The sequence below is a fragment of the Candidatus Baltobacteraceae bacterium genome (genome assembly GCA_036489885.1).
Classification (GTDB): domain Bacteria; phylum Vulcanimicrobiota; class Vulcanimicrobiia; order Vulcanimicrobiales; family Vulcanimicrobiaceae; genus JAFAMS01.
In genome coordinates this window covers 999278-1011153 of record DASXEW010000003.1, presented here as the reverse complement: position 1 = coordinate 1011153, position 11876 = coordinate 999278, and the positions used below count along the sequence as shown (strand labels likewise).

15 protein-coding genes are annotated in these 11876 nt (G+C 61.3%); 10 read left to right on the top strand and 5 right to left on the bottom strand.

Annotated elements, in window-relative coordinates:
* Positions 1-2: 2 nt before the first annotated feature.
* Complete coding sequence (locus VGG22_10775; protein HEY1728848.1) at positions 3-1001, bottom strand: alanine racemase; 999 nt, start codon at positions 999-1001, stop codon at positions 3-5.
* Positions 1001-1432 carry a hypothetical protein gene (locus tag VGG22_10770; protein HEY1728847.1) on the bottom strand — a complete coding sequence of 144 codons (432 nt, stop codon included), beginning with the start codon at positions 1430-1432 and terminating at the stop codon, positions 1001-1003. The genes VGG22_10775 and VGG22_10770 overlap by 1 nt, the downstream gene beginning before the upstream one ends.
* A gap of 88 nt (positions 1433-1520) precedes the next feature.
* Between VGG22_10770 and VGG22_10765 the strand changes: the two genes are divergently transcribed.
* The 4 genes from VGG22_10765 to VGG22_10750 are packed head-to-tail and all read left to right on the top strand — an operon-like array spanning position 1521 to position 5412.
* Entirely contained in the window at positions 1521-2213 is a 693-nt protein-coding gene (locus VGG22_10765; GenBank protein ID HEY1728846.1) for a hypothetical protein, read from the top strand.
* 58 nt (positions 2214-2271) lie between these two features.
* Positions 2272-3129: a COX15/CtaA family protein gene (locus VGG22_10760; protein HEY1728845.1), complete on the top strand. Its 858-nt coding sequence runs from the start codon at positions 2272-2274 to the stop codon at positions 3127-3129.
* A complete protein-coding gene (locus VGG22_10755; protein ID HEY1728844.1) occupies positions 3126-4049 on the top strand; it encodes a heme o synthase in 924 nt (307 codons plus the stop codon). The genes VGG22_10760 and VGG22_10755 overlap by 4 nt, the downstream gene beginning before the upstream one ends.
* Positions 4033-5412 carry an MFS transporter gene (locus tag VGG22_10750; protein HEY1728843.1) on the top strand — a complete coding sequence of 460 codons (1380 nt, stop codon included), beginning with the start codon at positions 4033-4035 and terminating at the stop codon, positions 5410-5412. Before VGG22_10755 ends, VGG22_10750 begins: the two co-directional genes overlap by 17 nt.
* Here the strand turns inward: VGG22_10750 and VGG22_10745 are convergent.
* Both VGG22_10745 and VGG22_10740 read right to left on the bottom strand, forming a co-directional pair.
* A complete protein-coding gene (locus VGG22_10745) occupies positions 5387-5869 on the bottom strand; it encodes a hypothetical protein (GenBank protein ID HEY1728842.1) in 483 nt (160 codons plus the stop codon). The two genes, VGG22_10750 and VGG22_10745, sit on opposite strands and share 26 nt — an antisense overlap.
* Position 5870: 1 nt before the next feature.
* On the bottom strand, positions 5871-6362 hold the full coding sequence (locus tag VGG22_10740; protein ID HEY1728841.1) for a universal stress protein: 492 nt from the start codon (positions 6360-6362) through the stop codon (positions 5871-5873).
* Here VGG22_10740 and VGG22_10735 point away from each other — a divergent pair.
* From VGG22_10735 to cydB, 5 genes are all read left to right on the top strand, one after another.
* Positions 6361-6804, top strand: coding sequence for a hypothetical protein (locus VGG22_10735; GenBank protein ID HEY1728840.1), 444 nt, complete (start codon positions 6361-6363; stop codon positions 6802-6804). The two genes, VGG22_10740 and VGG22_10735, sit on opposite strands and share 2 nt — an antisense overlap.
* Complete coding sequence (locus tag VGG22_10730) at positions 6801-7511, top strand: hypothetical protein (protein HEY1728839.1); 711 nt, start codon at positions 6801-6803, stop codon at positions 7509-7511. The genes VGG22_10735 and VGG22_10730 overlap by 4 nt, the downstream gene beginning before the upstream one ends.
* 214 nt (positions 7512-7725) lie before the next feature.
* Positions 7726-8166 (top strand): hypothetical protein, encoded by a 441-nt coding sequence (locus VGG22_10725; protein HEY1728838.1) that lies wholly within the window; start codon positions 7726-7728, stop codon positions 8164-8166.
* A 51-nt stretch (positions 8167-8217) separates the two neighbouring features.
* Complete coding sequence (locus VGG22_10720; protein ID HEY1728837.1) at positions 8218-9531, top strand: cytochrome ubiquinol oxidase subunit I; 1314 nt, start codon at positions 8218-8220, stop codon at positions 9529-9531.
* The gene (gene cydB, locus VGG22_10715) at positions 9524-10495 is read left to right on the top strand and encodes a cytochrome d ubiquinol oxidase subunit II (protein HEY1728836.1); all 972 of its coding nucleotides are present in this window, start codon (positions 9524-9526) and stop codon (positions 10493-10495) included. Before VGG22_10720 ends, cydB begins: the two co-directional genes overlap by 8 nt.
* On the opposite strand, the gene VGG22_10710 is transcribed toward cydB, so the two are convergent.
* Complete coding sequence (locus tag VGG22_10710; protein ID HEY1728835.1) at positions 10492-11241, bottom strand: SCO family protein; 750 nt, start codon at positions 11239-11241, stop codon at positions 10492-10494. The two genes, cydB and VGG22_10710, sit on opposite strands and share 4 nt — an antisense overlap.
* Positions 11242-11269: 28 nt before the next feature.
* Between VGG22_10710 and VGG22_10705 the strand changes: the two genes are divergently transcribed.
* Positions 11270-11875 (top strand): hypothetical protein, encoded by a 606-nt coding sequence (locus VGG22_10705; protein ID HEY1728834.1) that lies wholly within the window; start codon positions 11270-11272, stop codon positions 11873-11875.
* Position 11876: the final 1 nt, after the last annotated feature.

Sequence of the window (11876 nt, the reverse complement as noted above, 5' to 3'; positions counted from 1 at the left end):
TTCTAAAGGCGCTCCGCTTCCGTGTGCCTCAAGCCTACAATGAACTCATGCGGGGTGACACCCGTATTTTCTAAAAACATACACAAGTTGCTCGACGTATCGAGCAGCCGCAGAGTCTGTCCGACTCTTTCCGGTTCATTTCGCGCCAGGACCGCATACTGCATCCCTATCGAGACAATATCATTGGTACCGGCGAGTCTTAACGACAAACCGTCCGAGTACCCCGATCGGACGATCGCCAGCCATGGTTTACTGACGCGTTCAGGGAGGCGATACCCTGCCGACGGGACGGAATCCGAACGGAAGATTCCCGTCACCGGGGAGTCGATCCGAACCGCGCATTCCAGCCCCTCACCGAACGCACCGAACAGCCCGATGCCGATCCGCACCAGACTCTCGGCGCAGTGCGGGCGTGCAGCCGCTGCAAGGCTTCCGGAGACGTCAATTCCGGCGATGGTGACGCCCGCGGAGGCGAATCGCTCGCGCGCTGCGTTGAAGCGCTCCATTTGCGACGGCCAGAGCTCCGGCACCGTGAGATGCGTCCACAACTCGATGTCAACCGGCAGCGCGGCTGCGGCGCGCGCAAACGGCTCGATGGCGTCCGCCAGCAAACCGCTCCAGCCCGCCGCCGGAACGATCCCAACCCGTATGCGCGCCCTTCGCCCGCGGCCGCTCGCCCAGCCCGCTACGGCGGCCAGCGATTCGAGCGACGCAACGTTCGGGATGACGCCGTCCTCGAGCAGGCCGGCCGTCTGATCGAGCGGGGCTTCAGCCAATAGGGCGACGGGCAGGCGCGTGATCCCGCGGACTTTACGCGCCTCATCGGCGTCGGCAAGAAAGAACCCGGCGACCTCGTTCTCGAGGACTCGCATTAGCCGACCCGCGCCCCAGCCGTAGCCGTTGGCTTTGACGACGGCCCATACCGGCGCGCCGGCATGTTCGCGCCAGCGGCGTGCGTTACGGCGGATAACGTCGTCGTCGAGCTCGATACGTGGACGCACTATCTCAGCGTCGTCGAAGCGATCGGGTCACCGCTGGGGGTCACGACGTCAACGACCGAGCCCGGACGATAAACGGAAATCGGGACGATCCAGAGCGTGTACGTCCGGTATTCGCGCGTCGGCTCCGGGTCAAGCGAGGCTTTTTCGAAGGCCACGATTCGCACGCGATCCTCGTTGGCGCGAATCGACTCGATGACTTGATGATAGCCGGAATCTTTGTGCGGCCCCATGAGCAGCACGACTCCGAACTCGTGTTTATACCGCAGCGGCGCCTGCAGGCCGGTTTCAGCAAGCTCTTTGGCGTCGTGAACGATCAATATCTGAGGCGGCCCGAGGACTGATGTTGCCCCCTGCGCGTACGACTTGACGCGTACCTCACGACACCCAGCCAACAAGAGCGCGACGCAGGCGAGTGCTAACAGCCGTCGCATCGGCCCGACGCTTCGGTCCCCGGTGTAGGATACCCCGGCTGCCCCCCGAGAACTCACGTAATCCTTAGAAGAGCCGAGGTTCTCCCGGATGCTTGTATCGCTCATTCTCGCGGTTGCAATTGCCGCTGCTGCAGCGCCAGCGCCGTCGCCTGATGTGACACCCGATCCGAGCGCCTCGACCGAAGGGCTTCGCGAGATCGGTCATGTCTATGCGACTGGAGCCTGCACGATGATCGCAACGCGCGCAAATAGCGCGATCAGCAGCGCGCTTCGGAACGATCAAACCGTATTGGTCATCGTTCAAGCGTTACGATCCGTTGATCTCGATTCGAGCAACCACATCACGAAGATCCAAGGCTTGCGCGAGCTCGAGCAATACGCGACCGATTTGCGGATGTCCGCGGAACACGCCAAGAAACAAATCATCGAGCTGCGCGCCCTGGCCAGAGACTCGACCGACCCCGTGCGCAAAGAAGAGCTCAAGTCGTTTGCCGATGCACTCGGTGGCGCAATCGAACGGCAGCGGCACATCGGTGGTGAGATGCAGGGCATGCTGGCGCGGATTGCCGGCCGCGACTCGACTGCCGACATGTACCGAACCGTCGAGCATCGTCAGGATCAGTCGCCTCCGTTTAGTTTCGCCGATGCTGATTTTCAACGGCCGGTCTACAATAAAATGGCAACTGACGAAGCCAAGTGGCTCGAAACGCGCGTTCCCCTGATCAGCGGGGACGAATCCAAGGCAGCTGATCACGTCGTCGGCGCCGTCAACGGCTGCTAGACGAGCCTCCGCGAGGAGTCGTTGCCTTTCTCGTTGCTAGAAGACTAGCATTAGCCTGATGTTTCGCGCCCTCTCGCTCGCATCTGCTACGGCCGCATTCCTTGCGGCCGTGATTGGCAGTTGGGTGCGCATTAACGGCGCTGGTCTGACTTGCCCGGATTGGCCGCTTTGCCGAGGCGCGGTCATCCCGGTTTTGAGCGGTGGCGTCGTCCTGGAATGGACGCACCGCTTGATTGCCCTCATTCTTTCCGTACTTGTCGTCGCAACGCTCATCGCAGCATGGCGCGAACGCAATCGAATTGCGTTCGTCCGCACGATTGCGACCTTGACGACCGCGATTTTCTTCGTACAAGTGATCTTGGGTGCGCTCACAGTCCGCCTGGCAAATAATCCGCCCTCGGTTGCGATTCACTGGGCGACGGGTATGGCGCTTCTGGCGTTTCTCGTCGTGCTTGCAATTCTTTCAATCGTCGAGCCGCAAATCGGAATCGCGCGCACTCAAAAGGCCGACGGTTTGACCTGGACACTCGGTGCTCTCGTTCTGTTCGGCTATTGCACGATGGATGCCGGATCGATGTTGGCGACGTTGCACGGACCGCTTGCGATGACGATTCACCGAGCGATCGCGGGAACGACGTTTATCCTTGGCACGCTTGTGACGGCGTGGGCGTCCATTGCTGCGCCGGCACGAACGCGCAACATCGTCTTCGGCGCCTTTGCGCTGTTGATCGTGCAAATCATGCTCGGGCTTGCAAACGTCGCCTTTGGACTTCCGACGCTTTTGCGTGAAGCGCACGCCATCAATGCGACCGCCTTCTTCGTCGTGAGTGTTTGCGCGGTTGCCTCACGCGTTTTAGACGTGGCGCCGGTCCGCGCGAAGGTTGCAGCGGTCCGCGCACCGCTCGAAACCGCATGAACACGCTCTCTCGCGTCGACGGCAGCGCGGTCGCAGCAAAACAATACGCCGCCGGTTGGCGCGGCGTGCTTCTCGATTACTACGAGCTCGGCAAGCCGCGTATCGTCTATCTGCTGTTGGTCACGACGGCCGCGGCCATGCTGATGGCGGCGCATGGCATGCCGTCGCCGGAATTACTGTTCTGGACGCTGATGGGCGGCGCGCTTTCGGCAGCCTCGGCCGGCGCTTTCAACTGCGTCATCGATCGCGACATCGATCGCGTCATGCGGCGAACGATGTTGCGGCCGGTCGTAACCGGCCGCATCTCGGTGCGCAATGCGCTCGTTGCTGCGACGCTCGCGGGAATCACCGGGATTGGAATTCTCTTCGTATTCGCCGGTTGGCTCGCCGCCGCGCTCTCGCTCGCCGGTAATCTCTATTACGTTCTGGTTTACACCGTGTGGCTCAAGCGCCGTACGCCGCAGAACATCGTGATCGGCGGCGCTGCCGGCGCCGTTCCGCCGCTCGTCGGCTGGGCTGCGGTAACGCATCAAATCGGACTCCCGGCGCTGGGTTTGTTCGCGATCATCTTCTTGTGGACGCCGCCGCATTTTTGGGCGCTTTCGTTGATTACGAACGCCGACTACGATCGCGCGGGCGTACCGATGTTCGCAAACGTTTACGGCGTCACGCGAACGAAGCGCGAGATCATGCTCTATACGCTCGTCCTGGTCGCGGTGTCACTCACGCTCGTCGATCTGCACGTAATGGGCGCGATCTACGGCATTTGCGCGACGATCCTGGGTGCCATCTTCGTGTACGATGCGATCAAGCTCACGCAGGACGAAACTCGACGGTGGGCACGTAGTCTGTTCAAATTCTCGTTGCTTTACTTGGCGCTGATCTGCGCAGCCATGGTGATCGATCGAATCCTCGCATAGACCGCTCCTGCTAACGCTCGGGCTCGGCGTCTTCGCAGGCGCGCTCGATCTCGGCGTACTCTCGCCGGCGCTCCCGGCACTCGGCGCGACGTTCGGCATCGGCGCACGCCAGCTCGCATGGGTCTTCACGCTTTACCTGCTCGCAAACGTCGTCGCCATCCCGATCATGACGCAGCTCGCGGATCGCTATGGACGGCGTTCGATCTACATATTGTGCGTCTCGATTTTCGGCGCCGGCAGCATTCTTGCGATCGTCGCTCCCAGCTTCGATGTCTTTTTGATTGCGCGCGCGATTCAAGCCGCGGGCGCGGGCGGGATCTTTCCCGTTGCGACGGCTGCGATCGCCGATCGCATCGCGCCCGAGCGCCGTGGCGCTGCGCTCGGCCTCGTCGCGGCGACGTGGGGACTTGCGGCAATCATCGGACCACTCGTCGGTGGAACGATCTCGCACTTTTTTTCCTGGCACTGGATCTTTGTAGCCAACATCCCGCTTGCGCTTATCGTGATCGTGCTCGCGCAGCGTTACGTTCCCGCCATTGCACCGGCGGTACGCGGTCCGCTCGATGCAACCGGCATCGTGCTCCTGGGCGTGGGTTTGCTCGCGACGATGACCGGACTCTTGCAGCTTGACGCAAGGGTTGCAACGGCAAATGCACCCGCCGCGTTTTCGATCGCGCTTGCCGTCGTTTGCTTTCTCGCGCTGGTTCCGGTCGAACGCCGCGCCGCACAACCGGTGATCGCACCCTCGCTTCTCCGCAACCGGCAAATCATGATCACCTACGGTCTCGAAATCTTGATCGGCGCGCTCGAAGGCGGCTTGTTCTTCATCCCGGCCGCGCTCGTGGCCGCGCAAGGCATCTCGCTCGTCATGGCCGGCGCCATCGCCGCCATCGGTGCCTTCATGTTCGTACTCGTGATTCCAAGTGCTGGGCGCGCGCTCGATGCAATCGGGAGCCGTGCAGTTCTCGCGCTCGGAACGTTGGTCACGAGCGCCGGCCTTTTGCTGTTCGCGTTCTCGATGCAGAGTTTGCTCGGCGCGATTTTGTCGATGGTGGTTGCCGGAATCGGTTTCGGCGCGCTGCTCGGCGCACCGACGCGCTACATCGTGACGCGCGAAGTCGACGACACACAGCGCGCGACAGCTGTCGGGCTGCTTTCGATATTCCTGATCATCGGACAGATCGTCGGCGCCGGACTTGCAGGCGGGATCGCAGGAAGCCATCCGGGCCCGGCGGGTTACGTCGACCTCTACGTAACGCTCGCGATGGTTGCAATCGTGACGCTGACGCTGACATTTCTCTTGAAATCGCGTGCAGCGGAAGCTCGCGGAAGCGGACTTACTTCGTCGGCTGCACCGTCGTAATATACGGCGTCTTCGGTTCGACTTGCGCCGGCACGTCCTGTAGCGTCGGCGGACCCGCGCTGCCTAAGCTACGCACGAAACGATAGATTGCGCGCTGGTCGTTGAGCGAGAGCACGCGCAGATCGTGCCAGATCATCGGTGCCGGACCTTCGCGCGTACGAACCATCGCAAGCCACTCGTCTTCGGTGATTTGAGTGAAGCGTTGTCGTACGTTGGCCGGATAGATCGTTCCCCACGGTCCGCGAAAACCGACGTTCGATCCGATCAACCATTTTGAAACCGGCACCTTACCAAACGTCTCCCGCCACCCCGGCGTGTGGCAATCGTTGCAGGCGCCGAACCTGACGAGGTACTTACCGCGCTCGATCATCGGCGTGCTTGAGCTCGAGGCCGCGTTCGCAACCGCGCCGGCGACGCATACCAAAAGCAAACCCAAGAGCAGAGTATAACGAACCATCTCAACTCCGTTTCACGAGCACCGGAATTGGCGATTCACGCAGCACCGCCTCCGCACAGCTGCCGACGAAGAAGCGCGCGACGCCGTGACGGCCGTGTGTGCCCATGACGATCAGGTCGCAGTTGCTGCGCACTGCGGTATCGAGAATGACGCGAGCGGGCGGGCCGTCGCGAACGATGGCCTCGACCGCGAGGCCGGCCGAGCGGACGCGAGCGCTCGTCGCCTCGACGAGCTCCTTCGCAGCTGCCTGGAGCTCGTCGAGCTCGATCTCGATCACGCTGGTCGCGCCGGCGTCATCGGCGCTGGTCGCAATCGTGGTCGGATCTAGTGCGTGCACTAGGGTGACCGCGGATTTCAATGCTTTCGCGAGATCGATCGCCGTGTCAAGCGCGGCCGCGGCCTGCGACGACTCGTCGATCGCGACGAGAATGTTACCGAACATGGCCTTCAGTACTACGGGATGCGAATCCGGTCCCGCCGAAGACGGCTGCATGAAACGAGCTGCTGCTCTCCTGTGCGCATTATTCGCGATGACGCTATTCGCAACGAGCGCTGCTCGTGCCACGGCGGTCGTGCGCGTACAGCAGAACGACGGTTCGACGCAAGTCTACCGCGACGTTCACGCGACGCTGTCCGGGACGACCCTATGGCTGCGCAGCCCGGATCGAAAAGACCGTTTGCAGATCGTGAGTGCGGCGTGTTCGTTTCCGCACGAATTGCAACGATGTCTGCCCTTCCAAGTATTTCTGCACAAGCCCGACCGCACGCATCAAATCGCGATTACGCACGGCGTCTTCTACGTCAATTTGACCGCGCAACCGCACCATCTCTTGCATTCGAGTGAGGTCGTCGCGCCGCACTCCGTCATTGTCTTCTTACATACGTCGCGCGGAACGTATTTCAGCGCAACCGGACATTTGGACGCGGTCAAGTGAAACGCATAGTCGCCGTACTTCTGCTTGCCGCACTTCCGAGCATCGCATACGCGCAGCGTGACCGCGGTGGCGGAGGCGCACGCGCACCGCAGCCGGTTTCACGCCCTGCGCCCGTCAGCCGCCCGCAACCGCAACCACAAGCGCGCGTTGCTCCGCCCGCGAATACCGGCGGGTTCAACTTCAATCGCGACATCGCACCACAGCGCCCGGTACGACAGCCGCAGCCGCAAGTTCGACAACCGCAGCCCCAAGCTCGACCGCAACCACAGATGCGGCCGCAGCCGGTGGCGCGTCCGGTTCGCGTACCGCAACCGGTTGCGCGCGGCTTTCATGGGGCGTCCGTTCGCAATCCGCATGCTAACGGCGGAGCGTGGTATTGGAATCGTGGCGTCGCATGGACACCGGCTCCGATTTATTGGGGCGGTGGATTCTGGGGCCCGTGGGCGTTCGCGGATACGACGGCGATTTTGTTTGGGACGCTCGTCGATGCGAACAACGACGTCTATCAATCGTATCAAGTCGAGCCCGACAGCGCGGGTGCCCAGCTGCTTGCCGATTACGGCTTGCAGCAAACGCCGTGCGGACCACCCGATCTCGTCGTCATTTGGGGCCCCGACAACAGCGTGATCTGCGCGTTCCCGAATTCAATGGTTGCTCCGGGGAACTACCAACTCGACCCCTCGACGCTAACGCTCGTCTCACAATAGCCAAGGGGCTTCCGAGCAGCCTTTAAGCATTGGTTGCTATTCTGCGCGCATGAAGCAATTTTTCGGGCTTGTCGCTTTGTGCGGGCTCCTTTTACCATCGGCCGTCCTGGCGCAAAACGCACCGCCGCCGATGCCACCTCAGGGCCCTGATATCGCCGGAAGGCGACAGGGCTTCGAGCAAATGGAGAAGATCCACCGTGCAGAGCGAGCGCAAGTGCTCGCAACGCTGTCGCCGGCGCACCGCGAGCTGCTCGCAAGCCTTGTCGGCAACATGGCAATTGCAGCGAACCCCGATCATAAAGCTGCAGCCGCACGCCTCGATGCTGCGCTCAGCCCAAGTGAAAAGAGTGCGGTGCTTGCAGCGCACACGTCGGCGATGACGCAAATGCACGACGCGATGTCAGCGATGATGAAGCAACACCAAAGCGCGCAAGGTGCACAAGGCGGGAAACGGCCCGCCTGGGGGAACCGCCACCGTCACAAGCCTAGCGCCGGCGAAATCGTCCTGATGGTCGCGACTGGTCATGGCGGAGAACATGGTGGAATGCCGTTTCCGCCAGGGCCGCCAGGAATGATGCGCTACCACAACGGTCCAGGGATGCAAGGTCCTCCAGCTCCGGGACAGCCACCCGCACCCGCGCCCGCTAGCAGCTAAACACCACCCCAGCTCCGCGGGACCACCACTTTCCGCGTCTAAGGCAACGCAGTGGACGTCGTAATCGTCGACCGGCTGCAGTTCGCCTTTACGGTGATGTTCCATTATCTTTTCCCGATCGGAACGCTCGGGCTCGGGCCGTTCATCGCGTGGTACGTCTATCGCGCGAGCCGAGGCGATGCGCAAGCCGATTCGATCGCCCGCTTTCTCACGAAGATTTTCACCTTCAATTTTGCAGCCGGCGTCGTCACCGGCATTCCGATGGAATTTCAATTCGGAACGAACTGGGCGACGTTTTCTGCGAAGAGCGGTTCCGTCGTCGGGCAGCCGCTCGCAATGGAAGGCATGTACGCGTTCTTCCTGGAGTCGGTCTTCCTCGGGATTCTGCTCTACGGTAAGCAGCGCGTCTCGTCGCGTTGGTACGTCGCTTCCGCATTCTGCGTCTGGATCGGCTCGTGGATCTCGGGCTATTTCATCGTTGCAGCCAATGCCTGGATGCAACACCCGGTCGGATACCACGCCACACCTGAGGGCACGATCGTACTCGATGATATCGCAGCCGTTCTTCTATCGCCGTTTGCGTTTTGGCAGTTCACGCACGTCATCGTCAGCGCGGCTGTCGCGGGCGGCTTCATTCTGGCCGGCATCGGTTCGTATTACGTGCTGGCGCGACGGGACGAACCGATTGGGCGGCGCTTCGTGCGCGCGGGAGCGATCGTCGCCTTCGTCGCCTCGTGTCTCGTGATTTTTCCGACCGGCGACCGCAACGGGCACGACGTGACGGTCTATCAACCGGTCAAGCTCGCCGCGATGGAAGGGCTGTTCGAAACGACGCGCGGCGCGCCGCTCGCGATCATCGGCATGCCGGACGTCGCACACAAGACGCTGATCGACCCGATCTTCGTCCCGCGCTTCCTTAGCTTCTTGGCGTACGGCAACTTCGATGCAAACGTCGACGGCCTTACGAACTACGCGACAGTTTTGTGGCCACCCGTCGAGCTGACGTACTACGCATATCACGTCATGGTCGGGCTCGGTACGATTTTCTTAGCCGCAAGCGGACTTGCCGTCTTGCTTCTCTTGCTCAAGCGGCTCTATACGACGCGCGCGATACTCTGGATCCTCATGCTGCTGATGCCCTTTCCGTATATCGCAATCGAATCGGGCTGGATAACCAGCGAAGTAGGACGTCAACCCTGGATCATTTACGGCGTCATGCGCACGAGTGAAGGCGTTTCCGCGAACGTCGGCTCGGGCGAAGTGCTCTTCACGCTGATCGGTTTTCTCGGGATGTATTTCGTGCTGGGCGTGACCTACTTATACTTGGTGTTGCGCGAGATCGGGCTCGGTCCCGCGCATGAGTGATCTTGCCTTCGCCATCCTCGCCTTCATGATCGCGGTGTACGTGCTGCTCGATGGCTACGATCTTGGTGTCGGCGCGCTGGCGCCGTTCGTTTCCCGAAATGAAGAGGATCGCGCCGCCGCCATGCATGCGATCGGCCCATACTGGAACGGCAACGAAGTCTGGCTGATCGCAGCGGGCGCTGTTTCGTTCGCGCTCTTTCCCCTGGCGTACGCATCCGCATTCTCCGGATTCTATTTGCCGTTCATGATCGTGCTGTGGCTCTTGATGTTCCGTGGAATCGCGATGGAAGTCCGCGAGCATTTCCCAAGTGAGCTGTGGCATGCGTTCTGGGACACCGCGTTCAGCGCAGCGAGTGCGCTGCTGATTTTGCTTTTCGGTCTTACGATCGGAAATCTCGTTCGCGGCCTCCCACTGCACGCGAGCGGATTTTTCATGGGAACCTTCGCCTTCTTGCTCAATCCCTACGCAATCGCCGTCGGTTTGTTCGCGGTCGCCGCGCTTGCGCAACACGGCGCGACGTTCCTGTGGATGGTCGCGGGCGGGGAGATTGGTGTACGCAGCCGCGATACGATCGCGCGCCTCTGGTGGATCGTTCTCGCACTTTACATCGTCATCACGATCCTCACGCTCGCAATCCGGCCCGTTGTCTTTTCGCGCCCATGGCTCGCGATAATTGCGCTAATCTCGCTGGCAGCATTCATTCTCTTGCGGATTCGGCTCTCGAGCGAATCGCAAAAGACTCCGTTCGTTTGTTCGACCGTATTCATCGCGGGTCTGCTCGTCGCGGCGGCCGCGACGATCTACCCATATCTCTTGCCTGACTTCGCAGGCCCGGGCGGCCTCACGATCTACGCTGCGAGCGCGTCACCCCAGGCAATGGTTTGGGGAATCTCGGCCACGCTGGTCGGACTCATCCTCGTGAGCACGTACACGTTCTTCGTCGTCAGGCGCCTGAGCGCTTAGGTGCTGCCGCGCGCAATCGTACGCGCAACGCGGAACACGATCCAACCGCCCGCCCCCACGATTATAAGCACGACGCCCAAGTCGAGGAGTCCCGAAAAACCGGCGACCGAATTGCCGCAAACCGCAACGGCCGCTTCGCTGAGCGCGAGGTCAAGACGCGCGATCGGATTACTCGGACGATTTTGGGCGTGCGCGATCACCGATACGATCTCGTCGGGCGACCATGAGCTCTCCGCGATCATCTCGATGATCCTGCCCTGGGGATCGGCGATGACCGTATTTTCGTTGTGAATGAAGCCGTAGGTCGGATCTTGGAACGCATTGACGCCAAGCGCTGCGGAAAAATCCATCACGGCGTTCGGATCGCCGGTCAGAAGCTCGACGCGGTTGAAGTGAAATGTCTTGGCGTACGCAGCGAAAACATCAGGACGATCGTATTCCGGGTCGATCGTGACCTCCGCCAGACGGCTCTCGTCGCCGAGTCGCGTTTGCAGCTGCCCGAATTTCGCGGATGTGAGCGGACACTCGCGGGCATCCCTGCAGCGCGTGTAAATGAACGCGAGCACGACGTACTTACCGCGCCAATCCGCAAACCTGAACGGTTTACCGGTTTGATCGATAAACGGCGTCGACGGGAGCTGGTCGCCGAGCTTGAGGTGCAGGGCGGTGCGGAACGGCGAGAGCGTCGGAAGCACTTGAGGATGCGCGTTTTCGGCCGCTTGCGCCGGTGCAAGCGCGAGAAGCATCACGCAGAACACGGCGAATAGAGCCGCCTTGCGTATTAACCGGTACATGACTGCAGCCGAGCGCAGAGCGCTCCTAATCCGTCGTCCATGGACACCGGATGAACGAAATATCGTCGTCCAGGGTTTCTGGGGCCGCGCCGCAATCGCGATCGAGCCGGCCCTGGGATCGTTGGTTTTTCTCGTGCTTATGGTTGGCATGCTGATTCGCGGGCTGCGCTCGCCAGATGATATGGTTTGGTCGATTTGCATCGCGGCGATTTTTTCGTTCGGCTTTCTCGGTTTCGTTGCATATGGTTTCGGTCTGATGATCGGACCGCTGCGTGCGCTGCTCTCCACGTCACAACCGATCTTCATCGTCGATGGTTATCTGCGCTCCCGTCCACCCGATGCCCGCTCTGAAGAGGACTCGGCCGGTTACGTTGCCGTGCTGACTGCGGAAGAGGACGTCGCGTTCGAATGGCCTTCACACGGCAAGACGGTGCTCGAAGCGTCCGTGCATCCGGTGCACGTCGAGTTCAGCGAATACGGCGGCATCCACAAGATCGACGGAAGATCGACGGGCGTCTTACCTTCCGGTATGACGACGCTCAGCATCGGCCTTAGCTCGCCGCGGATTCGAAAGCTCGAAGACTAAG

Excerpts from the sequence above, each read along its gene's own strand:
- VGG22_10770 (HEY1728847.1), bottom strand. The coding sequence starts at position 1,432 with ATGCGACGGCTGTTAGCACTCGCCTGCGTCGCGCTCTTGTTGGCTGGG.
- VGG22_10765 (HEY1728846.1), top strand. The coding sequence starts at position 1,521 with ATGCTTGTATCGCTCATTCTCGCGGTTGCAATTGCCGCTGCTGCAGCG.
- VGG22_10760 (HEY1728845.1), top strand. The coding sequence starts at position 2,272 with ATGTTTCGCGCCCTCTCGCTCGCATCTGCTACGGCCGCATTCCTTGCG.
- VGG22_10755 (HEY1728844.1), top strand. The coding sequence starts at position 3,126 with ATGAACACGCTCTCTCGCGTCGACGGCAGCGCGGTCGCAGCAAAACAA.
- VGG22_10745 (HEY1728842.1), bottom strand. The coding sequence starts at position 5,869 with ATGGTTCGTTATACTCTGCTCTTGGGTTTGCTTTTGGTATGCGTCGCC.
- VGG22_10735 (HEY1728840.1), top strand. The coding sequence starts at position 6,361 with ATGAAACGAGCTGCTGCTCTCCTGTGCGCATTATTCGCGATGACGCTA.
- VGG22_10740 (HEY1728841.1), bottom strand. The coding sequence starts at position 6,362 with ATGCAGCCGTCTTCGGCGGGACCGGATTCGCATCCCGTAGTACTGAAG.
- cydB (HEY1728836.1), top strand. The coding sequence starts at position 9,524 with ATGAGTGATCTTGCCTTCGCCATCCTCGCCTTCATGATCGCGGTGTAC.
- VGG22_10710 (HEY1728835.1), bottom strand. The coding sequence starts at position 11,241 with ATGCTTCTCGCGCTTGCACCGGCGCAAGCGGCCGAAAACGCGCATCCT.